This window comes from Sorangium sp. So ce836 (assembly GCF_028553905.1).
GTDB classification, from domain to species: domain Bacteria; phylum Myxococcota_A; class Polyangia; order Polyangiales; family Polyangiaceae; genus Sorangium; species Sorangium cellulosum_D.
This window is the reverse complement of the sequence record NZ_CP102233.1, coordinates 11429511-11451573: the sequence shown is the minus strand read 5'-3', so window position 1 is coordinate 11451573 and position 22063 is coordinate 11429511. Positions and strand designations below refer to the sequence as shown.

Below are 22063 nucleotides of genomic sequence, written 5' to 3'. Positions count from 1 at the left end.
CAGAGCCTTCTTTCACGAGACTCGATTTTCGTGAGCCATCGCGGCGGCGTCACTTCCACTTACCGCTGGACGCCTAAGCAACCTCCACGAGGGGGATTGGACCATGCGCAACTCTGCCTTTGATTTCCTCATGCGGCTCGCCGCGGCCGCGCTGTTCATCACGTCCGCGTGCGACGTCAAGGTGATCGATGTCGTCAATGTCACCGGCGGTGCGGGCACGGGGCCCTGCGTCGACAGCGGCTCATCGAGCGCCGGTTCGTGCTCACCCGACGCAAGTGGCGCCGTTGGATCCAGCGTGGTGAGCGTCGGCGTCGGCGGGTTCGGCGGCGTCGGCGGCGGGGTGGGCGGGTACGGCGGCGTCGGCGGGTACGACGGCGTCGGCGGCGTCGGCGGCGTCGGCGGGTACGACGGCGTCGGTGGCGTCGGCGGGTACGACGGCGTCGGCGGCGTCGGCGGCGTCGGCGGCGGGTTCTACGGCGTCGGCGGCGGCGGCGACGTCGGCGGCGGCGGTGGATGGACGCCCGTGCCGAACTGCGACAGCCATGTTTACTGCGGAGGTGAAGAGAACGGCTGCTATTGCGAGGCCCCCTGCAATGGCCACTTTCTTAGCTTCACTTGCGAGTTCAACTCCGAGGACGTGCTCGAGTGCGAGTGCGTCGTGGATCGCGCCGTGGTCGGCACCTGCGAGGAACCGGGCCAGCTCTGCAGGCTCAGCCTCGGGTGCTGCGCACGGACGTTCCTTCGATGACCCGCTGACGCGAGGCCCAGGCGCGCCGCGCCGGTCGTGACCGGCGCGGCCGGGCACCGTCAGCCGATCACGGGAGCACCGCGCGCCTCGGGCACTCGCCGTCGCCCTGGAAGTCGCCGAGCGTGCGCGCTTGCGCGACCACGTAGTCGTACGCAGTCTCGAGCTGCCCGAGGGCGCCGGCGAGGTTGTACTCCTGGCCGAAGACGTCGGCGACCTTCACCCCCTTGAGCTCCTCGATCGTCGTCTCGCCGTCGCCGTCGAGGTCGCAGTCGGCGATGTACTGCGCGTAGCGCTTCGTGAGCTCCACGCCCGCGGTGATGTTGTCGAAGAACCAGTGATCGCCGTGGATGGTCGGCTTCACCGCGATCGTCCCGCCCGTCGGAACGCTGAACCCGGGCAGCTCGTCCTCGGTCGCGCAGTCGTCGAACGACGTGCCGGCCGAGAGACCCCAGCGGAAGCGCACCTCCTTCGCGGGGACGCACTCCCCGGAAGGCGGGCACGACTCGCCGTCGTCCTTCTCGATGGAGCCCTCGAAGAACACCGAGTAGCCGTTCTCGACCATGAAAGCGACGTCGTCCTCGGTGGTGGGCGCGAGCGTCTTCGCGCCCTCCCGCGCGTTCGGGAGGTCGAACCCGAAGCGGTCCCAGCGCACGGCGCTCACGCCCTCGAACTCCGCGATCACGTACCGCGTGGCCGGAGCGTTCTTGAGGTCGAGCACGAACACCGAGGGATCGCTCAGCGTCTCCTGCGCGTCCGAGCGCGCCGCGCGCACGTTGCCGATGGTCACGAGGAATCGATCGTAGGTGACCCTCCAGCCGTCCGCGATGTTCTCCGCCCCCGTGCCGGGCTCGAGGCCCTCGGGGATGGTGTCCTCCGGCTCCACGAAGATCTGCACGGTGCCGGTCCCGGACCCCGCGCCGCCGTCGTCGCCTCCGCACCCCGGGATGAGCGCGAGCGCGCACGCCGCGACCGCGATCGTTGCCTGTTCCATTCTCCGCATGATCCAGCTCCTCACTCGTTGAAAGTCCGAACGAGCGCGCACGGGCGCGCCCGGCGAGCGCAGCCCCGCGCCCCCCGCGCGCGCCGCGCCCGCATCACCCTGTCGCCTCGCCGATCAGGCCGCGGGCGGAGAGCTCTTCGGCGCCAGGATCAACAAGGGGATCGGGCGGACCTCCGGCGAGGGCCGGAGCGCGTCGAGGCAGAGCACCTCGAGCAGGGTGGCCTCCGCCACCCGGTGAACCGGCGCGCCGAGCTGGCCCCGCAGCGCGAACGCGTCGCAGTGATCGTGGTCGACGTGGCGCAGCGCGCCTTCCTCGGCGACCTCATCGCCGGGGCCGGGCGCCCGCCCGTCTGCCGGCTGCGGCGCCGCGGTCTCGGCGCGCGGCGCGGCGCGGGCGGCGCCCACCGCGTGGCCGGCGTGGACCAGCGCGCCCACGTGGACCAGCTCGCCGTGCTCGCAGCGGGCGTGCCGGACGAAGAGCGCGTGCGTCAGGCCGCAGAGCTGCGCGAGCAGCGCGAGCAGCACCAGGCAGAGCGCGCTGGAGCCCGCGCGAGGGCGCGCCCGTCGTGGGAGCGGCCGCGGCGGCGCCGGCGCGAAGGCGCGCGCGCCGGCGCCGCGGCGACCCCTCACGGCGACCTCGACCAGACGAGCTCGGGCGGGCTCTGCGCCGTCATGGCGATCACCAGCGCGTTGTGCGCGCGCGACCCCGGCGCGATCGCCGCACGGAGTGTCCTGCCGTCACCGCCAGCGCCGTCACCGCCAGCGCCGTCACCGCCAGCGCGCTCGGCCAGCGCGTCGAAGTCGACCCGCGCGACCCACGCGCCCACGTCGAAGCGGACCGCGAGGCGCACCGGCTCGGCGCCGACGGTCGCCGCGGCCGCGACGCTCGGGACCGCGCGCTGCCCCTGGAACTGCGGCACCGCGTCGACGTCGGCCACGAAGTCGAGCACGTCCGCGCCCCGCGTCGCGCGCCCGCGCAGGCGCGCCGAGTGGCCGCCGGGCGCCTCGGGCGACCGCACCGGCGCGGCCTCGGTCAGGAACCAGTGGATCCCATAGTCGAACGACGCGCTCCGGATCTCCCCCTCGAAGCCGCGGACCCGACCGAGCCGCTGCGGCCCGGGATCGAGCAGGTCGACGCGCGCGATCGAGAGCAGCTCGGCGATGGCGGTGCCGCAGAGCGTCGCCGAGCCCGACGCGGCCGCGCAGAACTGCACCGGCCCGAAGGCGACCGACGCCTCGTCGAGCACCACCGTCCAGGCGCCGGCGGCGATCTCGCCGGGCGGCGCGGGCTCGGCGACCGCGAGGTACGAGACCTCCGGCTGGCCCGTGCCCGCGCAGCCGAGCGCCGGCGCCGCGGAGAGCGCGAGGGCGAGCATGCAGCGGGCGGACAGGCGGTCGTTGCGGGCGTTCATAGCGAGAGCGTCACGTTGCCGAGAATGGTGAGCGGCGGCCCGGCGCTGATGTGCCGCGCCGGCAGCGACGACGGCAGCGGCGTGGTCTGCCAGTTCGAGACGAACGAGTACTCCGTGTCCGCGTGCTCGGCGTCGAGGAGGTTCTGCGCCTCCACGCCGACCTCGATCCAGGGGCCCTCCTGCGCCGGGTCGCCGCCCGCGCGCAGGCGGAGGCTGCGGCGAAGCGAGAGCGACGCGTCCATCACGAGGAGCGGCGCGGCGGTCTGCGCGTACGGCAGCGGCCGCGGCGAGAGGAACGTCGCGCCGTAGCCGAGCCGCCCCACGATCGGCCGGCCGGCGATCGTGACGAGCGGCCGCTTCACCGAGAGGTCGGCGCGCACCACCACGGGCGGCACGAACGGCAGCTGCTGCCCCTCGACGTACGGCGGCGTCGGGTTCTCGGGCGTCGGCGGCGGCGGCGCGTCCAGCGTGGCGTGGGCGAAGGTCGCGCTCACGCCCGCGGTCAGCGCCGGGCTCGGCGCCGCCTGCAGGTAGACGACGAGCCCGCGGCGGGTCGTCGGGCCGATGCGCGCGAGGCCGCCCTCCGCCGCGTCGAACGCGAGATCGTAGGAGAGGCGCGTCTCGTAGGCGGCCGCGGTCGCGCTCAGGCCGCCGCCGGGGCGCAGCGTCGCGCCGACCTCGTAGCTCCGCACGGTCGCGAACGGCGCGTTCTCGCCCTCCTCGAGCTGCCGCGCCTGCGGGGAGCGGTAGCCGTGGCCGTACGCGGCGGAGAGCCGCAGCTCGGGCAGCGGGTCGACCTCCAGCGTCACCCGCGGGCCGAGCGCGACGCCCGCCGCCGTGCGCCGGAACCCCTCGATGTGCGTCTCCTTCTGGAACGCCGGGATGAAGTTGCCGAGGCGGTCGTCCACGTCGAAGACGAGTACGTCCGCGCGCGCGCCGCCGCGCAGGCGCGCCCACCGCGACAGCTCGAGCAGCGCGTCGGCGTGGACGCCGATCCCGGTCAGCCGGATCGACGCGTCGACGCGCCGGTCCCACGTCTCGTTCTGCGGCGGCTGGAGGAGGTTCTGTGCCTGGTCGATGCCGTCGGTCTGCGCCTCGACCCCGACGGCGACCTGGCCGGTGAGCCAGGAGGCGAGCGGGACCCGCGGCGTGCGGTAGGCGAGGCCGCCGCCGAGCGCGGCGTCCTCGTTCGACTGCTCGATGAGATCGCCGCGGCCGGCCCACGCGGGATGCACGCGCGAGCGCTGCGTGTAGCCGGTGAAGTTCATCCGGCTCCGGTACCCGGACGTCATCGCCCAGAGCCAGGCGCTCTTCTGCGAGCCGTCGTCGTCCGCCCGCTCGGCTAGGAGCGCGACCTGGAGCCGCGTCGACGCGGCCGACTGCGAGCGGGCCGACGGGTCGCTGTAGGTGTCGTAGAAGCCGACGCGCCCCGCCGCGATGTCGTCCCGCCGGAGCACGCCCGCGAGGTTCGCGCGGCTGCCGTGAGCCGCCACGTGGAGCAGCAGCGAGAACTCGTCGGGCAGGACCATCCGGTACTGGCCCACGGCGGCGCCCGAGACCGCCCCGCGCGTGCCGTCGCCGAAGCCGTCCGTGGCGCGCACCGCCGCGGCCCCGAACGTGTCCTCCGACTGCGCCTCCGGCGCCCAGATCGCGAGCAGCCGCCGCGTGCCGAACGAGCCGAGCGTGCCCTTGAGCGTGAGCCCGCGCTCCTCGACGCCGAGGTCGAAGTACGCGCTGCCCGCGACCGCGAAGTCGCCCTGCTGCGGGTCGTAGACGCCCTCGACGACGCGCAGCGACCGCACCACCTCCGGGATGATCACGTTGAGGTCCGCGTACCCCTGCCCGTGGAGGTGCGAGCGCTGGTTCAGCGGGATCGGCCCGACCCGGAGCTCGATGTCCTGGCCGTGCTCGGCGTCGAAGCCGCGGAGGAAGATGCGCTGCGCGACCGCCTCGCCCTCGGGGTGCGCGACGTGGACGCCGGGCGCGGTGCGGAGCAGGTCGGCGGCGCTCGCGTGCGGCGCGGCGGTGAGCGCCGCGCGGCCGATCCGGAAGTCGCTCGTCGCGCGCCGCGGCGGGTTCGGGCGGCCCTGCACGTGGATCTCGATCGGCTTGCCGGGCTCGGCCACGGCGTGCGGGCCCGCGACGCCCCCGGAGAACTCCACCGGCTTCGGCGCGGGCGGCGCGGGCGGCGGGGGCGCCGCCGGAGCGTCGGGCGTCGCGGGCGCCGGCTCGGGCGGCGCCTCGTGGGGGCCGGGCGCGAAGTGGAACGGCACCCGGATCCGCGCCCGCACCGGCGCGCCGCCGCGCATGGCCGGCGAGAAGCGCCACCGCCGCACGGCGCTCATGGCCGCCTCGTCGAACCCGGCGCCGCCGGACTCGGCCACGGCCGCGTCGCTGACGGTGCCGTCCTTCTCGACCGTGACGAACAGCGTGACCGTCGTGTCGACGCCCTCGGCGAGCCGCTCGGGCGGGTACACCGGGTCCACGTGCTCGAGGATCTGCGGTGCCATGGCCGCGTCGGGCGGCGGCGCGGGCTGCGCGAGCGCCGCCGGCGCGGCCAGCGCGTTGGTCGACAGGCAGCAGGCGAAGAGCCAGCGGGGCGCGCGCATGGGCAATTGAGCCCCAGGCGACTACCACGGCACACAGCGGTGCCGCAAGCGACGCCCCGCTGCGCGCGGCGCCTCGGAGCGGGCGCGAGCGACGGCGACGGACGCGCACGGAAGAGGCCGCGAACGACCGCGACACGACGGCGACGAAGTCGCCCACGGGCGCGCGTGTGCGAGCGACGGCGACGGGCGCGCGTGTGCGAGCGACGGCGACGGACGCGCGCGGCGCGCCGGCGGTGCAGCGGCGGCCTCCCCGCGGGGCGCCGGCCCGTGTATCGTCTCGTCATGGCGAATGAGGCGCTCGTTCAGGCGGTCAAGTCCATCGTCACCCACGCGCGCGGGGGCAATCTCGACGCCGCCTACCGGGGTTACCGCGATCTCTTCCAGAAGCCGGAGTTTCTCAAGCACCGGCCCGAGGACCAGCGGCAGGTCCTGCGGCTCATGATCCTCGCCAAGGGCGTCCCGTCGACGCCGACCGAGGCGATGATCGAGGCCCACCGCGCCGCGGTGCCCGCGCTGACCGAGCTCGTCTCGATCCACGGCGATCCCGGCGATCACGAGCTCCTCGGGCTCTGCCACGTGGTGCTCGGCAACCTCGAGAGCGCCGACAAGATCTTCCGCGCCGGCCTCGCGATCGAGCGCGAGCGGAACCCGCAGAGCGATCTGTGCGGCACGCTGATGAAGCGGATCTCGCTGCTCTAGCCCCTGGCGGCGTCCGTCCTGTTAGGATGCTCTCCGGCGCCGGCACTGCGCGCCGTCGGGGAGCCCATGTACGTCATTGCGGTCGCGAGCCAGAAGGGCGGCGTGGGGAAGACCACGATTTCCCTCAACCTGGGGCTCGCCCTTGCGCGCGCGGGTCACCGCGCGCTGATCCTCGAGCTCGACGCCCAGGGCAGCCTCGGGCTGTCGCTGGGCCTCGCCGACCGCGCGCGGCCGGGCGTGGCCGAGCTGCTCACGGGCACCGAGCGCCTCGAGTCGGTGCTGCTCCGGACGCGCGATCCGCAGCTCCAGGTGCTCACGGTCGGCCGGGTCGACCCCACGACGGTCCCGGGCTTCGAGGACGCGCTCGCCCGCGGGCCCGTGCTCCCGAGCGTGCTCGCGAGGATCGCGCCGGACTTCGACCTCGTGGTCGTGGACTGCCCCGCGGGGCTCGGCAAGGTCACGACGCGCGCGCTCGAGGTCGCGACGCACGCGCTCCTGCCGCTCCAGGCCGAGCCGCTCGCGCTCCGGTCGGTCGGCCAGCTGCTCGCGGTGATCGACCGCGTCCGCGCCGAGAAGAACCCGCGGCTCTCGCTGCTCGGCATGGTGCTGTCGATGTTCGATCGGCAGGCGCCCGCGTCGCTCGACGTCGCCGAGGCGCTCTGGACCCGGTTCCCCGACGGGATCATCCTCGATACCGTCATCCCGCGCGACGAGGCGTTCCTCGAGGCGTCTCTGCGCGGGGCGCCGCTCCTGCTCATGCAGAAGCGGCCTCCGCCGCTCGCGCGCGTCTTCGACCAGCTCGCGAACGACGTGCTGGTTCGCCTGGAGCCCACCTCGCCGGACGATGACGATGGCCCGATCTCGCTCCTCCTTTGACCTCGACGGCGCCGTCCTCACCGCGGCGGGGCTCGTCAAGCAGCCGAAGCCGCGGAAGCGGCAGGCGCCGTCGATCGCGCCCGCGGGCGCGCCGCTCGTGTCGTTCGACTCGCGGCCGCCGCCGACCGCGCGGGCGGACGTGGAGCCGGTGTCCGCGGCGCCGCTGTCGCCGTCGTTCGAGGAGCTCGCGCCCTCGAGCGACCTCTCGCCGATGTCGAGCGTGGGCGCCGGCGGCGAGCTCGGCCTGCGCAGCGCGCTGCCCCCGTCGGCCGACGACGGCGACGCGCGGCAGGCGCTCGACCTGCCGTCGCCCGCCTCGTCGGCCTCGTTCGCGGCGGCGCGCGAGCCGCTCGCGGATCGGCTCGACGTCGCCGTCGAGGCGCTCGCGGCGGGGCGCGCGGCGCCGCGCTTCCCGGACCTCGCCGCGGCGGGCGGGCCGGTCGCGCGCTGCGAGAAGGTGATCGAGTGGATCGCCGAGGCGACCGGCGCCGCCGACGTCTTCCTCGCGGACGCGGCCGGCCTCCCGTTCGCCGGCGCGATCCGCGACACCGAGGCGCGGCTCGCCGCCTCGGGCCTCATCGCGTCGGCGATCGGCTCGCTCGTGGCGGCGCTGCCGGGCGCGCCGTCGCAGCGGTTCGAGCTGTGCGTCGGCGACGGGCCGTTCTTCCAGCTCATCGGGTTCCAGGTGCGCTCGGCCGCGTACATCGTCGGTTTGATGCGCCCGGTCCCGCTCATGCCGCGCGAGGCGCACGCCGTCCGCATCGCGTGCCGGCACGCGCTCGACGCCGCGGTCGGGGTCGTCGGGTGAGCGAGGAGTACGGCGAGGCCTCGCTCGACCGTGAGATCGCGGCCGTCGCCGGCGCGCTGGACGACGACGATCCGCTCGCGCCGATCGCGCTCGACAGCATCGGCTACGGCGTCGACGGCCTCGACGGGATCGTCGTGTTCCACCTCAGCGACGCGCGCGTCCACGCCCTGTTCGTCCGCGAGGGCGCGGCCCTCTCGCCGGGCGACGTCGCCGCGGGGCTCCGCGACGCGTACCTCGGGAGCCAGCTCGCCGCGCAGCGGCTCGTCCCGGAGCGCGAGGCGTCGGCCCGCTCGAGCCGCGGCCGCGGCGCGCGGTCGTCGAGCAAGCCGCCGGGCTCGCACGGCCGCGGGGAGGAGCTGCCGGACCCGGTGGTCACCCTGGAGCTGAGCGGCCGGACCGTCCTCCTGCGCCGCGTCCGCGCGTGCGTGGTCGCGAGCCTGTTCGACGCCACGATGCCGCTCGGCATGGCGCGGCTCGTGGCGCAGCGGCTGGCCGCGGCGCTCGCGCCCGAGCTGCCGCTCGAGGAGCCGCCCGAGGAGATGCTGAGCGACCCGCCGGGGCTGTTCGAGGAGGCGCTCAGCGCGGACACGGTGGACGATCTCGTGCGGGGCGTCGCGCGCTCCGCGCCGCCGCGGGGCTCGTCGAGCATCCCGGCGCGCCGGACCGGGGGCACGCCGCCGCCGGCGGACCCGCCGTCGGCCGAGGTCGCGCGGATCGAGCGGCTGCTCGCGCTGCTCGAGGCCCGCGCGCCGGAGCCGCACGTCGCGCGGCTGCGGCTCGCCCTGCGCGCCGGGCTGACGCCGCTCGCGCTCGATCACCCTGGCGAGCTCGGGGCGGAGGCGACGGTGCTCATCGAGACGGCGGTGGCGGACATCCTGGGCCTGGAGCGCGCCGCGCTGCGGAGGCTCCTGTGACGGCGCTCCGGCGCGGCCTGCGGGGCCGCATCGACGGGCCGCTCGGCGATCTGCTCGGGCCGATCGCGCCGCACTGCCTGCTCCACGTGGCGGACCAGCTGGTGATCGCGCACTCGCACCACTTCTCGCTCTTCCTGGAGCAGACGATCTTCGACGCGCTCGGCGGCGAGAGCCGCGGCGTGCGCCGGCAGGCGGCGTTCGAGGCGGCGCACGCGCTGCTCGGCCCGCTGTACGCGGCGCGCCACGGCGCCTCGCCCGAGGAGAAGCTCGAGCTCGCGGCCGAGCTGTTCGCCGCGATGGGGCAGGGGCGGCTGCGCTTCGAGCTGAGCGCCGAGGGCGGCGCGGTGCAGGCGGAGGCGCTCTTCCACGGCACGAGCTTCCTCGCGAAGTACGGCGGCCTTATCCAGAACCGGATGGTCGTGGACGCGTTCGCGTCCGGCTACTGCTCGGCGGCGGCGAGCCTCGCGTTCCCGTCGGACTGGGGTCGGCTCGACGCCGACGAGGTGACGTGCGTCGCGCGGGGCGATGCGGTCTGCACCTTCCTGCTGGCGCGGCGCTCCGAGCGGCCGCGCTTCGGCGAGGCGCTGACGCGCAAGGGGGTCGAGTCGGCGCGGGTGAGCTGGGAGCCCGAGAGCGGCCCCGAGGCGCGGGCGCAGCGCACGGGGGACGCGATGCTGGAGGAGCTCGGGGTGCTCCGGTCGGACGAGCGCGGGCTCATCTCGGCGTACGGCGTGAACCTGGCGCTCTTGCCGGTGGGGTACATCGATCAGAAGACGTTCGACACGGTGCACCTCATCGAGCGGCGGACTCCGGAGCTGGTCCCGGTGTTCGAGGCGCTGGTGCGGGAGGCGGCGCAGACGGGCGCGTTCCATCTGCTCGGGGGGATGCTCGCGTCCGCGTCGTTCGAGGCGGTGTGCGGTCCGGTGGGCAGGGATCAGCACGGGCGGCTCGAGCAGCTGCTCGGGCTCGCCCGCGCGCTCGGGTGGGGGGCGCTCTCTGCGCCCGAGTTCCAGCCGGGCCGGGTGCTGGTGCTGCGGGCGCCGATCACGCACGAGAGCGCGTATTACGCGATGAAGCACGGGTCCACGGCGCGGCCGCGGCTCCTGTTCCAGCAGGGGACGGCGCTCGCGATCATGCAGCTGCTCCACCGCGTGGATTTCGGGACGGAGCGGCCGATCGACGCGGAGACGTACGGGGGGCTGTTCAAGATCGGGACGCGGTTCCGGGTGCAGGAGACGAAGTCGCCGCTGCGGGGGGACGACGCGTGCGAGGTGCGGGTGGAGGCGATCGAGGACCGGTGGTGATGGCGGCGTTGCCGAGTATCTCGGTTGTGAGCAGCACGATTCCGTGACTGGCGTTCGTGCTGCCGCTCGCTCTGCGAGCCGTTGCGCACAGGCGAGCGCGGATCGGCAAGCATCGCGTTGCGGCAGCTGGACCTACTTTGGGCGACTGCCGGAGCGCTTGGTGGTGCTCGGCGACGCTCGTTTTCGGCCAGTCCGGCGCTGGGTCGACGCGTCCTGCTCGGATTTCGTGCTCCGGGACGGCTCGGATTCCTGCTCAGGCAGATGAGCCTGGAGGGCCGGGGCGTCAACTCCGCTCTGCATCCAGGGACTGAGCTCCAGGAGTGCCACCGCGGCGACCTTTTCAACTTCCGCGTGTCCGGTCTCGCGCGCGGTAGCCATGAGTAGGCGAGAAGCTTCAGCGCCACGCTCTTTCATACCCAACCTATAAGCCCCGTGGACTATGGTGAAAAGAATCGGGATGTGGAGCGAATCGCCTGGACTGAGGCGTGATCTGATTGCATCCAGGTCGAGGAGTAAGTCCGCCGCTTCTCGCGTGGCACCTCGATGGGCTCGCAGCATCAAAAGTGAAAGAAGCGCGCGAGACTCGGTGAGCTTCTCGTCGATTTGTCGTGCGATTATCGCGCTTTTTCTCAGTGCCTCTTCGGCTTCGTCTAGGCGTCCAGTCCCGATCAACAGCTCGCCGACTTTGTGCAAAACGCGCGCGTGCTCCGCGTACGCTCCTCGCGACATGAAAATGCCGATCGCCTGTTCGAGCTTGCGGATTCCCTCCTCGTATCTCTTCGCCTTTCCCAGCTCCTCCGCCAGCTCGTGAAGGGTGATGGCGAGACCCAGGAGGTCTCCTCTGCGCTCTGCTGCCGCAGCCTCCGCCTGGAGAGCTGCAATGTCCTTCGGGTGAGATGACTCGGATGGAACTGTGAGGGGTGGGGTGAGCGGGACCGACTCCTTCCGGAGCCATCGCAGGAGCGTCGCGGTGAGCTGTTCATACGCGAGCACCAGCGGATCCTTCGGATCTACCAGGCCCCCCTCGCGTAGAACCCTCTCTTCAAAGCCCCAGCGTGCTCTGTGCGGGAGCACGTATGTCCGGATCCCGTCAGGATGGTTTTCCCTGAGCCACAAGCCCTCCTGAAGGCCTTTTTCGAATAGCTTGGCATGCTCGCGGAACCACCCGTCAGCGAGGTAGCTCTCCTCTACGAGCGGCACACGGCTTACGGCGAGCCATACGCGGGGTTTGTCGCGGCTTGCCCGCTCCCTCTCCGGCGCCCGGGCGATGGCACGCGCAACGCGCTCGGTGCCCTCGAACGACTGATGATTCGGCGCGGTCAACAGCACCACTCCGTCGGGGAGCTGGATGGTGCAGATCCCGCCGATGTCCGTCAGGCCCGTGCGGCTGTCGATGAGCACGACGTCGGCGTTCTCGACGAGCCTTTCGCGCAGAGTCTCCACGGCCGCGGAACCTTCTGCCCGGGAGTAAAAATCCTGCCAGTGAAGCCCCGCGAGACGATCGCCGTAGGTCGTGTCGAGCCGACCGGCGAGCAGCACCCGGAGCGAGCCGAACTTGGGGGCGTGGTCCTCATCGGTGATGGGGATAAGCCAGTCGAGCACGCGCTCCACTTCGGGCGGCGGCTCGGGGTCGTTTCGCGCCACGGCATCGCGCCAAGCGACGAAGTAGTCGAGGATCCCGCCGGTCGAGCCAGCGACATCCGGCGAGACGCCGAAGAAGCGGTGAAGTCCGGGTGCTTCCAGGTCCCAGTCGACGGCGATCACCCTCAGCCCGTGTGTGTTCGCCAGGCGGTAGGCGACGTTGGCGAGCGCCATGGTCCGCCCGACGCCACCCTTGTAGGAGTAGAACGTGAGCACCCGGCGGTTGGGTTCAGTGAAGATCATGCTGCTGCCTTGTCATAGAGGCGCGGAGGCAGATCCGGCCCTTTCTTGAGGCGTGCCCAGGCCGGCGTCGTGGAGCCCTCGGGGCCGCGGTCGGGCAACCACGCATCGAGCTCGTTCTTCTCGGCGCCGAGCGCCGCCAGCGCATCGCGGCATTGCCGGCGCACTTCGCTCGAAAGACCTGCCAGCGCGCCGGCGATGGCGCCCGGCTTGTAGATCGGATCCGTGGCGAATGCCCAGAGGACGTCGCCCAGCGGGAAGTCATGATATGAGCGAGCGCGCTCGACGGCTTCGGGGAGGATCCCGAGGGCCCGCTCCGGGTCGGAGATGCGCAGTCCGGCCGTGACTACCGGCCACAGGCGGGGCAGCTCGCGCTGCCAGACAGCGAGCCACTTCAAATAGAGCTCGCCCGGCGTCTGGAGCCCTGCGAGCGCGAAGAGGACGAGCTCCTCCGCGTCGTGGTCGAGCGCGCCGTCATGCCCGCCGAACGCGCCCCGTTCCGCGATTTCTCGGAGCGAGCTCTCGGCCGCGCGTAGATCGAGCGTGTCCACGAGCTCGGCCAGATAGCGCACGGCACGCGCGTCAGGCCCTTCGCGCAGGTTTCCCTGGGCTGCTTCCGCGAGCGCGGCGACAGCGGCCTTCTCCAGGCGCGCGCGGAACGCCTTATCGCGCGACTGCTCGTGGAGGGTGGCCACGTAGTCGTCCGGGCTCTCCATGTGGAGCTCGGAGACGGGCGGGTCCACCTCCTTCCCGCGCATCCGCGCGAGCAGCCACGCGCGGAGCTTCGCCGCGCTCAGCCCCGTGATCGTCGACGCGTTGCTCACGGAAGCCTCCGCTTGGCGAGGTAACCCCGCGGCGGAGCGGTCCGGACCTCTCCGACATACCGCGCCTCGCGAGGGTCGGCGGCGTCCGGCAGCACGAGTAGCTCCGGCTCGGACGGCGCATCGGTGCGGAGGTGCCGCGTCAGGCCCCAGGGGGCGTTGTGTCCAGCGTCCGGGCGCCGCCACGCGGGGTACCAGCCGGCGTCGAGGGCGGTCGGGATGTAGAGCGGTCGGCTCGGGGCGGCGCTCACGGCCATACGGATCCGATAGAGATGATTGCCGCTCTTCATCGTGCAGAGGCCGAGGCGGTCGCGGAGGTCGTCCGCATCTGCTCCCGTGTCTCTCGTGATCCACACGGAGACGCCGGCGCCGCTCGCGCTCTGGCCGATGGGTCGAGCCAGCGGGATGCGCGGCGGTGGCCGCGAGCGCTTCACGGCTCGGGACAGGTACTTGTATGCCTGGAGCGCCTTGAGCGTCACGTGGTGCCACCAGTCGCCCTGGATGGTGGGAGGACGAGGCGACGGAACGGCGAGCACCCTCGGCGCCACACGGGCAGCCTCCGCGAGCCGAGCGCGCGCGAGCCGGCTGGTCGAGCTGGTCAGCCTGGCGTGGAATGCGGCTCGCCCACTGCTCGGCACCCGGTCCTCCTCCATCAGGTTCAGGAGTACCGCACGCGCCTCCGTGTTGCCCGCCCGGAGCCTGGTCCTGAGCCGCTTGACGGCGGGTGCGTGGGCGGGTCGGGAGAGTCCAGCAGCGACATCGGGAGGAGCCTAACACAAGGCCCGAGGAGGCCGAGCTTCGTCGCGTAGACCTACCTCGCCGCGTGAGCGGCGCCGGACGGCCGATCCTCGCGTTCGGTCGGATGTCGAGGACACGACCAGCCGCCGCCCCCGCCGCCCTCTCACCCCGGCTCGTACCGCTCCGATCCCCTCGGCGCGAGGCGCACCAGCCAGATGTTCCTGTACCGCACCGGATCTCCGTGATCCTGGAGCCGCAGCGGCCCCGGCGCGCCCTCGTCCTCGTCGCCCGCGCCCTGCGTGGGGCCCCGGAGCGCCACGTTGTTGTGGATGACCACCCCGTTGTGGAGCAGCGTGAGCCGCGCCGGCTCGACGACCTCCCCGCCGCCTGCCACCCGGGCGGCGCGAAAGACGATATCGTACGACTGCCACTTGAGCGGGCCGGCACGCGTTCGACAGCGGCGCGAGCTGGCAATACACCGCGCCGCAGTCTCCCGTGCCAGGGACGGCGATCCCGTGCGAATCCAGCGCCTGGAGCTCGTAGCGACCTTGCACGAACACGGCGTGGCAGCCTCGCCTCGCGACGGTTGCTCCGCAGGCAGAGGCTGTGGAGCAGTCGACGCGCGGGCGCGCGTCGACCCGATATGCTATACGGCGTCACTGAAGATGAGCCGTGCCGTGTCAGGTCTTCCACCATCGCTAGCCATCCTCCTCTCGGCGTTCGCGCTCGCCGCGTGCACCGCGACCCCCGAGATCATCGGGAAAACCATCGACCTCTCCGGGACGGGCGGCGGCTCCTCCGGGACCGGCCTGGGCGGCGACTTTTCGCCGGCCGGCGGCGGCTCCTTCCCGGGCGCGTCCTCCTCGAGCGGCGGGCAAGCCGGCTGCGCGCCGCGGCTCGAAGGGGTGGTGCGCGACTTCAAGGCCCACGACACGCCCGGCGGGCACCCGGACTTCGAGCATTTCGAGGGCACGGGTTTACCGGGAATCGTCGAGCCCGTGCTCGGCCCTGACCAGAAGCCGGTGTACGCCCACGAGGGGGCCACGGAGTACACGACCGGGCCCGAGTACTTCGATCAATGGTTCCGGGACGTCCCGGAGGTCAACCGCTCGATCCGGTTCATCGTCCCCCTCGACGTGAGCGATGGCGAGTTTCGTCTCTTCTCCAGCAGGGAGTTCTTCCCCATCGACGGCGAAGGCTGGGGCAACCAGGACAGGGACCACAATTACGGGTTCACGTTCGAGCTCCACATGAATTTCAGGTACAGGGGCGGGGACGACTTCATCTTCGGCGGCGATGACGACATCTGGGTGTTCATCAACAACCAGCTGGTGATGGATCTGGGCGGGGTCCACGGCGCCATGTTCGACACCCTCGATCTCGACGCGATGGCCGAGGATCTCGGCCTCGAGCTCGGGGAGGACTACCCGCTCGACATCTTCTTCGCGGAGCGCCGCAGCGGCGGATCGACGTTCATGATCTCGACGCTCAAGTACACGAACTGCGAGCCGATCATCCTGTAGCGGCGGAGCCGCCCTCGATCGCACGGGTGGGGTCGGATGAGGGCGCGCGTCCGTGCTCCGGAGCGAGCGCCGCGCGTCAGTGCGCCGCCGTTCGTCTTTGCGGCCTCGCGTTCCACACGCGCGTCGCCAGCGCGAAGCCGACGAGGGCGACCGGGAGCATGGCGAGGGGCCATGGCATCCAGTTCCCTGGGTCCTTCGCCGCGTCGCCCGAGGGCAGGATGCTCCCGTAGAGGAACGATTGCGCCGCCGTGCCCAGGTAGACGAAGCCGTCGATGATGCCTGTCGCGACGCCGGCGTTCTTCTTTCCGCCGAAATCCATGCTCGCGGTCCCGGAGAGCATGCCGTGGACGCCGATCACGCACAGGGACATGAACACGACGGTCCACCCCGCGACGGGCAGGCTCAGCGTGAAGAGGACGACCGCCGCGCCGATCACGAGCCCTGCGTACAGCACCGACGCCACGGGGCCGCGGCGCGACTCGAACACATGGTCCGAGATGAAGCCGGCGAAGACGCCGCCCAGGATGCCGGCGATGCAGAGGAGCACGCCCCAGTGCGTCGACACGAAGCCCTTGAGGCCGGTCTTGTCGGCGAAGATGAGGTACCACTTCATGACGGCGTTGCGGAGGAAGCCGCTGCAGAACTCGATGGCGACGATGATCCAGATGACCCTTTGCGAGAACATGCGCCGCGCGACCTCGATCGCGCCCATGCGCTCGCCGGTGTCGCCCGAGGACGCGTCGGCCGTGTCGAAGTCCTGGAAGCCCGCCTGGCCCGGCGTGTCGCGGATGAGGAAGAAGTCGAGCACGAGGAAGCCGAGCAGCAGCAGGGCGGGGACGTAGAAGACCCACGGCATCGGCAGGTATCTGGCGATGAACCGGCTCCAGTCGTAGGCGAAGTAGAGCCCCAGCGAGATGAGGATGCCGAAGACGCCGCCGAGCATCCCGCGCTCGCGGACGTGGAACCAGGGCGCGTTCACCTTGACGATGGATACGGCGCCGAAGCTCTGGAAGTACATGTTGCCGGCGAAGAGCGCGGTCATCGCGGTGATGGCCGCGTCGTGGCCGAGCTGTCCATCCTGGGCGAGGCGGACGGCGCCCCCCATGAGCAGGTTCATGAGCGCGGAGCCGCCTGCGGCGAGGAGGATGGTGGCGCGCCCGCCCCACCGATCGGTGAGCGGCCCGTTCAGCAGGAAGGCGACCCCGTAGACGGCCGAGCCCCAGCCGTCGATGTTCCCGAACTCCTGCTTGCTGACGAGCTGCATCGCGTCGAGCGCCGACGCGTTGGCGGAGAAGTTGTACCGCCCCATGTAGAGGAAGGCGTAGGTGAGCCCGAGCGGAAACCAGTTGAGGAGCCGCCGGCGCTTGAACTCCTCCGAGTGTCCGAGGTCGATCTTCGGCAGCCGCCGCATGACGACCGCGATGGCCGCGAGCAGCAGAAGGATCGGCAGCAGCTGATTGAGCCAAGCAGGCATGGATCGCCCTCCGGCCGCCGACGATAACGGCCCCCCGCACCAGCGGCTACGCCTTCGCGCCCGCCCGCTCGCTTCACCGAGAGCCGCCGCACGAACAGCCGTCGCTATCCAGCAAGCCGCCACTCTCCAGCAAGCCGCGGCGCAGCGCCTCCTTCGCGGCCTTGAGCCGCCGGAGGGGGCAGGGAGCGCGTGCGGCGCGCGTGGGGACGGGCCGATGTCTGAGCACGCGCCCTGGGCCTTACCCGCAGGGTAAGGCCCAGGGCGCGTGCGAGTCCGGCGGGGCCCCGCGCGCGCCGCACGCGCTCCCTGCCCCCTCCGGCGGCCCCTGCTGCTCGGATCCCGCTGCCGCCCGGATCACCCCCCGCGCCCGCGGAAAATCGCGTGCCGGAAGTAGTTGATCTGGCTCTTGGCGAACTCCTTGGCCGCGTCCAGCCGGTCCCCGTCGCGCGACGAGCTCCGGATCAGGAGCTCCCCGTTCTCGTAGAGCTCCCGCGTCTTGCTCCGCTGGAGCTTCCCGCTCGACGTCTTCGGCAGCACGCCTGCCCCGACCGCCACAACGTCGTCGACCGTGAGCCCTATCGCCTGCTGCACCACGCGGCGCACCTCGCCCTTGAGCGATTGCTTCTCCTGCTCGTCCGACGCCGTCGTCTCGAACACGATGACCACCCGCTCGCGGTCGTTGTGCGGCTTCATCGTCCCGAACGCGATCACGTTCCCCTTCCGGACCCCGGCGACGCGGCTCGCCTCCCACTCGAGATCCTGCGGGTAGTAGTTGCGCCCGTTGACGATGATGACCTCCTTCGAGCGCCCACAGATATAGACCTTGCCCTCCGCGAGGTACCCGAGATCGCCCGTCCGCAGCCAGCCGCCCGCGAACGCCTCCTTCGTCAGGTCCGGGTCGTTGAAGTACCCGGGCATCACGCTCGGCCCCCGCAGCCGCAGCTCGCCGACCTCGCGGTCGCCGAGCGGGCGCGCGCTCTCCGCGTCGTCCGACGCAAACACCGCGATCTCGTGCCCCTCGAACGCCGAGCCGCACTGCACGAGCGACGACGCCCCGTCGCTGTCGGCCGGCACGGGCACCGCCTTGCCCTCCTTCCACAGCGTCTCGCCGTCCACCGCGTCGGTCTGCAGCCCGGTCCCGAGCGCGCTGAACGACACCGCCAGCGTGCTCTCGGCCATGCCATACGAGCAGACGAACGCCTTCTCGTCGAACCCGACCGGCGCGAACTTCTCGGCGAACGCGCGCAGGTTGTCCGCCCGGATCGGCTCGGCGCCGCAGCCGGCGACCCGCCACGTCGACAGGTCGAGCCCCGCCATCTCCTGCTCCCGGATCCGCTTCACGCAGAGCGCGTAGGCGAAATTCGGCCCGAACGACACGTTGCCCCGGTGGCGCGTGATCGTCTCCAGCCAGCGCACCGGCCGCTTCAGGAACAGGAGCGGGGGCAGGAACGTCACCGTGTTCACGTGGTAGAGCGGCGCGATCACGAAGCCGATGAGCCCCATGTCGTGGTAGAGCGGCAGCCACGACACGCCGGTGTCCACCGACTCGCGCACCGCCAGGCCGAGCTCCACGATCGCCCGCACGTTCGCGGCCAGGTTCGCGTGCGTGAGCACCACGCCCTTCGGCCGCGACGTCGAGCCGCTCGTGAACTGCAGGAAGCACACGTCGTCGAGCTCGACCTTCACCGGCTTGAGCTCCTCGCGCGAGCCCCGGATGCCCTCCACCGCCACGATCTGCTGGAGCTCCGGCGCCTGCGCCTGGATCGTGCCGAGCATGCGCTTGATCTCGCCGCTCGTGAGCAGGACCTTGGCCCCGCTCTTCGCGACGATGTGCAGCGTGTTCTCGAGGTAGCCGGTGAGCTTGCCGAGGCCCGTCGGCGGGTAGATGGGCACCGGGACGACGCCCGCGCGGATCGCGCCCAGGAAGGCGAAAATGAAGTCGGCGTTGTCCGGCAGGATCAACGCGACACGATCGCCCTTCTGGAGCCCGAGCGCCTGGAGCGCGCCGCCGAGGCGCGCGCTCGCCCGCTCGATGCCGCCATGCGTGAAGAACGGCTCGTTTTCGCTCGACTCCTCGATGAAGCGATAGCCCGTCTTCGTGCTCGCCGCTGCGTCCTCGATCGCCTGTGCGACCGTCCGCGCTTTCCAAACAGCCGTCATCCCGAGAGCCTTCCTTCGTTCTTGAGCCTGAGCTCGATGGCCTTGACGACGTCGGCGACCGTGTCGACCTCGCGCAACATGTCGTCGGGGATCGAGAGGTCGAACTTATCCTCCATGTCCGCGACGATCTCCATCACCCCGAGCGAGTCGAGGCTGAGATCGGCGACGAGATGGCTCGACTCCTCGATCTTCACCTCGCCGGCCGTGTGTCCCTCCAGGAGCTGGATGATCTCTGCCCGCAACGTCTCCCGTGTCCACGTCATCATACGGTCCTACCCCAACTGCGGCGTGGCGAGGAGGGGCTTGCTCGGCCGCGGGCGCCCGCGCCCCCTGAACGGACGATCGCTCCGTGCATCAGGGACGGGCGGCGTCGATGATCTCTCGCAGCCGATTGAGCCCCTCGAGCGCCCGCGCGCCATACCACATGAGGTCCTTGCCATCGCATCGGATCACGCGGCCGCGGCGCGCGGCGGGGATGTCGAGGGAGCGAAATATTTCCGCGTCGGCGTCGGTGAAGGCGTGCGGCTCGTCGGGCAGCAGCACGAGCTCCGGGGCGCGGGCGACGACCTCGTCGAGGGTGACGCGGGGGTAGCGGTCGTCGCGGCCCTGGACGCGCTCGGGCGGGAGCGGCGGCGCCTTGCCCAGGTCGGCCGCGAGCGGGTAGCGCCGGGGCCGATCCGCGAAGACGTTCTGCGCGCCGGCGAGGCTGAGCATGTCGGAGATGAAGGTGTCGCCGTGCACGGTCATCAGCGGGTCCATCCAGATCGGGACGAAGGCGCGGAGCGGCGGGCGCTCGCCGCGCAGCGCCTCGGCCGCGGCGTGGGCGCGGTAGGCGGCCGCGACCTGCTCGCGCGCGGCGGGCGGCGGCTCCAGCGGGGCCGGGGCGCCGCCCTCCGGGGGCGCGGCCGGCGCGGCCTTCGCGCCGTGCCCGAGCAGGCGCGCCAGCCGGGCGAGGTGCGCCACGCCGTCGGCGACCCGCCTCGGGAACGAGACGAGCACGCGCAGGCCCGCCGCGTCGAGGCGCTCGATGTCGCGCCTGCTGTTCTCCTCCTGGTTCGCGACGACGACGTCGGGCTCGAGCGCGACGATGCGATCGACGTCGGCGTCCTTCGTGCCGCCGACGAGCTCGATGCCCTCGACGTCCCCCGCGGGCGCGACGCAGTAGCGGGTGCGGCCGACGAGGCGGCCCTGGGCGCCGAGCCGGACGAGCGAGTAGGTGTCGCTCGGCACGAGCGAGACGATGCGGCGCGGAGGGGTGCGCCACTCGTGCCGGCGCCCCCGGTCGTCGACGATGCGGATGAACGATCCGGCAAATGGCTGTCCCCAGCCTGCGCTGAACGTCATGCGCCGGATGTAGCCCGCCGCCGCGCGCGCTGCACGCGATCGGCGCCGCGCGCCGCGCGCTGCGCCGGGGGCGCGGGCGGGGGCGTCAGGGCGGCGGTGCTGGACGAAAAATCCACAGAGATCCGATAGTTACCGCCTCGCGCCGGCCCTCTGGGCCCGCGGGGCGGCGCCCGGGCATCCGGGCGGCGCGCGCTTAGTTGGCCCGTCCGCGCGAAGTCTGCGAGGAGGGGTCGTGCAGATCGATCGCCTCGATGTGCGTCGCGGAGGCACGCTCCCGTACCCGCCTTCCGGCCTGCCGCCGCTCGCCGGCGGCGCCGGCCGCGAGGAGCGCCCGCTGCGCCGGGCGGCGTCCCGCGGCGGGCGGCCGTTGCCGTGCCGGATCGGCCGCTACACCCTGTTCGACCACATCGGCCAGGGAGGGATGGCCGATCTCTACCTGGCGCGGGTGCGCACCGATCTCGGCGCCGCGCGCCTCGTCGCCATCAAGGAGGTCGCGCCGAAGTTCGCGCACGATCCGCGCTTCGTGGAGATGCTCGCGAGCGAGGCCAGGCTCGCCGCGGGGCTGCGCCACGCGTCCATCGTGCAGGTCGAGGACCTCGGCCGCGAGGACGGCGCGCTGTACATCGCGATGGAGTACGTCGAGGGGTTCGACCTGCGCGAGCTGCTCCGCCGCTGCGCGCGCCAGAAGGTGAAGCTCCCGGTCGCGTTCTCGCTCCTGATCATCGCCGAGGCGCTGCAGGCGCTCGCCTACGCGCACCGGAAGGGCGTCGTGCACCGCGACGTCTCGCCGTCGAACGTGCTCCTGAGCTTCGAGGGCGAGATCAAGCTCTGCGACTTCGGCATCGCCCGCGCGCACGAGCGCTGCGGCGGGACGCTGGACGAGGCGCTGCAGGGCAAGGCCGGCTACATGAGCCCGGAGCAGGCCCGCGGCGAGGCGCTCGACGCGCGCTCCGACCTCTTCGCGGCGGGCATCCTGCTGTGGGAGCTGCTCGCCGGCCGGCGGATGTACAGCGCGGGCCCCGGGGCGGCGCTCTCCAAGGACGAGGCGCGCGTCGAGCTGCTCGAGCTCGCGCGGCGCGCGGAGATCCCGCCGCTCGCGGAGCGCGGGCTCCCCGACGAGGCGGCGCTCCACGCGATCGTGGCGCGGGCGCTCGCCGAGTCGCCCGAGGATCGCTACCCGAGCGCGGCGGCGATGCTGCGGGACGTCGCCGCCTACGCGGCGGCGGCCGAGCTGACGGCGAGCCCGCTGCGCTTCGGGGCGTGGCTGCGCGACAACTTCGGCATGGAGATGGTCGCGGCCCGCCGGGCGCGCGAGCGCGCGGTGCGCGCGCTGGAGCTCGGTCCGCCCGCGGTGATCGAGCCGGTCGCGACGGCGGCCGCCACGCCGCGCGCGATGGATGCCGGCGCGGCGCTCGCGCGGGATGTGGCGACGCCCGCGGCGAGGCACGAGGCGGCGGCGGGGGAGGCGGTGGTGCCCGAGGCGAGCGAGGCGGCGCCCGCGGCGAGGGAGGCCGCCATGCAGCTCGCCTGGGCGGCCGGCGCGCAGGGCGGGGCGCTCGCCGTGCGGGCCGCGGTCGAGCCGCCGTCGCCCTGGGGCAAGCCGCAGCGTCCGCTCGCTCCCCCGGAGCGGCAGGGGCTCGCGCCGCTGCTCCTGCACTGCGCGCTGCTGTTCGCCCTCGCCGCGCTCTGCATCGCGGCCTGCTACCTCGCGGCGCGATAGCTCCGCGGCCCGCCAGCCCGCTGGAGCGGCGC

At 72.6% G+C, this 22063-nt stretch carries 20 protein-coding genes; 8 read left to right on the top strand and 12 right to left on the bottom strand.

The window, feature by feature from the left end; translation table 11 throughout:
* Nucleotides 1–103: 103 nt before the first annotated feature.
* Nucleotides 104–748, top strand: a complete 645-nt coding sequence (locus tag NQZ70_RS41770; protein ID WP_165374427.1) for a hypothetical protein — start codon at nt 104–106, stop codon at nt 746–748.
* Between the two features lie 67 nt (nt 749–815).
* Here NQZ70_RS41770 and NQZ70_RS41765 read toward each other — a convergent pair whose 3' ends face one another.
* The 4 genes from NQZ70_RS41765 to NQZ70_RS41750 form a co-directional block, all read right to left on the bottom strand.
* On the bottom strand, nt 816–1739 hold the full coding sequence (locus NQZ70_RS41765) for a hypothetical protein (protein WP_237244534.1): 924 nt from the start codon (nt 1737–1739) through the stop codon (nt 816–818).
* 123 nt (nt 1740–1862) lie between these two features.
* Nucleotides 1863–2378 (bottom strand): hypothetical protein, encoded by a 516-nt coding sequence (locus NQZ70_RS41760; protein ID WP_129579201.1) that lies wholly within the window; start codon nt 2376–2378, stop codon nt 1863–1865.
* Nucleotides 2375–3160 (bottom strand): hypothetical protein, encoded by a 786-nt coding sequence (locus NQZ70_RS41755; RefSeq protein ID WP_129579200.1) that lies wholly within the window; start codon nt 3158–3160, stop codon nt 2375–2377. Before NQZ70_RS41755 ends, NQZ70_RS41760 begins: the two co-directional genes overlap by 4 nt.
* Nucleotides 3157–5769, bottom strand: coding sequence for a TonB family protein (locus NQZ70_RS41750; RefSeq protein ID WP_129579199.1), 2613 nt, complete (start codon nt 5767–5769; stop codon nt 3157–3159). Before NQZ70_RS41750 ends, NQZ70_RS41755 begins: the two co-directional genes overlap by 4 nt.
* A 282-nt stretch (nt 5770–6051) precedes the next feature.
* Between NQZ70_RS41750 and NQZ70_RS41745 the strand changes: the two genes are divergently transcribed.
* The 5 genes from NQZ70_RS41745 to NQZ70_RS41725 all read left to right on the top strand — a co-directional run bounded on the left by NQZ70_RS41745 (nt 6052) and on the right by NQZ70_RS41725 (nt 10370).
* Nucleotides 6052–6468 (top strand): hypothetical protein, encoded by a 417-nt coding sequence (locus tag NQZ70_RS41745; RefSeq protein ID WP_129579198.1) that lies wholly within the window; start codon nt 6052–6054, stop codon nt 6466–6468.
* Nucleotides 6469–6534: 66 nt separating this feature from the next.
* Nucleotides 6535–7344: a ParA family protein gene (locus NQZ70_RS41740; protein WP_129579197.1), complete on the top strand. Its 810-nt coding sequence runs from the start codon at nt 6535–6537 to the stop codon at nt 7342–7344.
* Complete coding sequence (locus tag NQZ70_RS41735) at nt 7319–8152, top strand: hypothetical protein (protein WP_129579196.1); 834 nt, start codon at nt 7319–7321, stop codon at nt 8150–8152. Before NQZ70_RS41740 ends, NQZ70_RS41735 begins: the two co-directional genes overlap by 26 nt.
* Nucleotides 8149–9066, top strand: coding sequence for a hypothetical protein (locus NQZ70_RS41730; protein ID WP_129579195.1), 918 nt, complete (start codon nt 8149–8151; stop codon nt 9064–9066). Before NQZ70_RS41735 ends, NQZ70_RS41730 begins: the two co-directional genes overlap by 4 nt.
* A complete protein-coding gene (locus tag NQZ70_RS41725) occupies nt 9063–10370 on the top strand; it encodes a hypothetical protein (RefSeq protein ID WP_129579194.1) in 1308 nt (435 codons plus the stop codon). Before NQZ70_RS41730 ends, NQZ70_RS41725 begins: the two co-directional genes overlap by 4 nt.
* A gap of 132 nt (nt 10371–10502) precedes the next feature.
* Here the strand turns inward: NQZ70_RS41725 and NQZ70_RS41720 are convergent, their stop codons facing one another.
* From NQZ70_RS41720 to NQZ70_RS41705, 4 genes are all read right to left on the bottom strand, one after another.
* Nucleotides 10503–12254 (bottom strand): KGGVGR-motif variant AAA ATPase, encoded by a 1752-nt coding sequence (locus tag NQZ70_RS41720; RefSeq protein WP_129579193.1) that lies wholly within the window; start codon nt 12252–12254, stop codon nt 10503–10505.
* Nucleotides 12251–12967, bottom strand: a complete 717-nt coding sequence (locus NQZ70_RS41715; protein WP_129579192.1) for a hypothetical protein — start codon at nt 12965–12967, stop codon at nt 12251–12253. The genes NQZ70_RS41720 and NQZ70_RS41715 overlap by 4 nt, the downstream gene beginning before the upstream one ends.
* A gap of 104 nt (nt 12968–13071) precedes the next feature.
* Nucleotides 13072–13620: a hypothetical protein gene (locus NQZ70_RS41710; RefSeq protein WP_129579191.1), complete on the bottom strand. Its 549-nt coding sequence runs from the start codon at nt 13618–13620 to the stop codon at nt 13072–13074.
* Nucleotides 13621–13973: 353 nt separating this feature from the next.
* Nucleotides 13974–14204: a DUF1080 domain-containing protein gene (locus tag NQZ70_RS41705; protein WP_237244533.1), complete on the bottom strand. Its 231-nt coding sequence runs from the start codon at nt 14202–14204 to the stop codon at nt 13974–13976.
* 283 nt (nt 14205–14487) lie between these two features.
* Between NQZ70_RS41705 and NQZ70_RS41700 the strand changes: the two genes are divergently transcribed.
* The gene (locus NQZ70_RS41700; RefSeq protein ID WP_129579190.1) at nt 14488–15333 is read left to right on the top strand and encodes a fibro-slime domain-containing protein; all 846 of its coding nucleotides are present in this window, start codon (nt 14488–14490) and stop codon (nt 15331–15333) included.
* A 76-nt stretch (nt 15334–15409) separates the two neighbouring features.
* On the opposite strand, the gene NQZ70_RS41695 is transcribed toward NQZ70_RS41700, so the two are convergent.
* The 4 genes from NQZ70_RS41695 to NQZ70_RS41680 all read right to left on the bottom strand — a co-directional run bounded on the left by NQZ70_RS41695 (nt 15410) and on the right by NQZ70_RS41680 (nt 20311).
* Entirely contained in the window at nt 15410–16807 is a 1398-nt protein-coding gene (locus tag NQZ70_RS41695; RefSeq protein WP_129579189.1) for an MFS transporter, read from the bottom strand.
* Nucleotides 16808–17161: 354 nt separating this feature from the next.
* Complete coding sequence (locus NQZ70_RS41690) at nt 17162–18967, bottom strand: fatty acyl-AMP ligase (RefSeq protein ID WP_129579188.1); 1806 nt, start codon at nt 18965–18967, stop codon at nt 17162–17164.
* The gene (locus NQZ70_RS41685) at nt 18964–19230 is read right to left on the bottom strand and encodes an acyl carrier protein (RefSeq protein ID WP_012239660.1); all 267 of its coding nucleotides are present in this window, start codon (nt 19228–19230) and stop codon (nt 18964–18966) included. The genes NQZ70_RS41690 and NQZ70_RS41685 overlap by 4 nt, the downstream gene beginning before the upstream one ends.
* A gap of 91 nt (nt 19231–19321) precedes the next feature.
* A complete protein-coding gene (locus NQZ70_RS41680; RefSeq protein ID WP_129579186.1) occupies nt 19322–20311 on the bottom strand; it encodes a helical backbone metal receptor in 990 nt (329 codons plus the stop codon).
* Between the two features lie 232 nt (nt 20312–20543).
* On the opposite strand from NQZ70_RS41680, the gene NQZ70_RS41675 reads away from it, so the two are divergent.
* Nucleotides 20544–22031, top strand: coding sequence for a serine/threonine-protein kinase (locus tag NQZ70_RS41675; RefSeq protein WP_129579185.1), 1488 nt, complete (start codon nt 20544–20546; stop codon nt 22029–22031).
* Nucleotides 22032–22063 lie beyond the last annotated feature (32 nt).

Excerpts from the sequence above, each read along its gene's own strand:
- NQZ70_RS41740 (WP_129579197.1), top strand. The coding sequence starts at position 6,535 with ATGTACGTCATTGCGGTCGCGAGCCAGAAGGGCGGCGTGGGGAAGACC.
- NQZ70_RS41765 (WP_237244534.1), bottom strand. The coding sequence starts at position 1,739 with ATGGAACAGGCAACGATCGCGGTCGCGGCGTGCGCGCTCGCGCTCATC.
- NQZ70_RS41720 (WP_129579193.1), bottom strand. The coding sequence starts at position 12,254 with ATGATCTTCACTGAACCCAACCGCCGGGTGCTCACGTTCTACTCCTAC.
- NQZ70_RS41735 (WP_129579196.1), top strand. The coding sequence starts at position 7,319 with ATGGCCCGATCTCGCTCCTCCTTTGACCTCGACGGCGCCGTCCTCACC.
- NQZ70_RS41690 (WP_129579188.1), bottom strand. The coding sequence starts at position 18,967 with ATGACGGCTGTTTGGAAAGCGCGGACGGTCGCACAGGCGATCGAGGAC.
- NQZ70_RS41755 (WP_129579200.1), bottom strand. The coding sequence starts at position 3,160 with ATGAACGCCCGCAACGACCGCCTGTCCGCCCGCTGCATGCTCGCCCTC.
- NQZ70_RS41745 (WP_129579198.1), top strand. The coding sequence starts at position 6,052 with ATGGCGAATGAGGCGCTCGTTCAGGCGGTCAAGTCCATCGTCACCCAC.
- NQZ70_RS41685 (WP_012239660.1), bottom strand. The coding sequence starts at position 19,230 with ATGACGTGGACACGGGAGACGTTGCGGGCAGAGATCATCCAGCTCCTG.
- NQZ70_RS41680 (WP_129579186.1), bottom strand. The coding sequence starts at position 20,311 with ATGACGTTCAGCGCAGGCTGGGGACAGCCATTTGCCGGATCGTTCATC.
- NQZ70_RS41750 (WP_129579199.1), bottom strand. The coding sequence starts at position 5,769 with ATGCGCGCGCCCCGCTGGCTCTTCGCCTGCTGCCTGTCGACCAACGCG.
- NQZ70_RS41715 (WP_129579192.1), bottom strand. The coding sequence starts at position 12,967 with ATGGAGAGCCCGGACGACTACGTGGCCACCCTCCACGAGCAGTCGCGC.
- NQZ70_RS41770 (WP_165374427.1), top strand. The coding sequence starts at position 104 with ATGCGCAACTCTGCCTTTGATTTCCTCATGCGGCTCGCCGCGGCCGCG.
- NQZ70_RS41695 (WP_129579189.1), bottom strand. The coding sequence starts at position 16,807 with ATGCCTGCTTGGCTCAATCAGCTGCTGCCGATCCTTCTGCTGCTCGCG.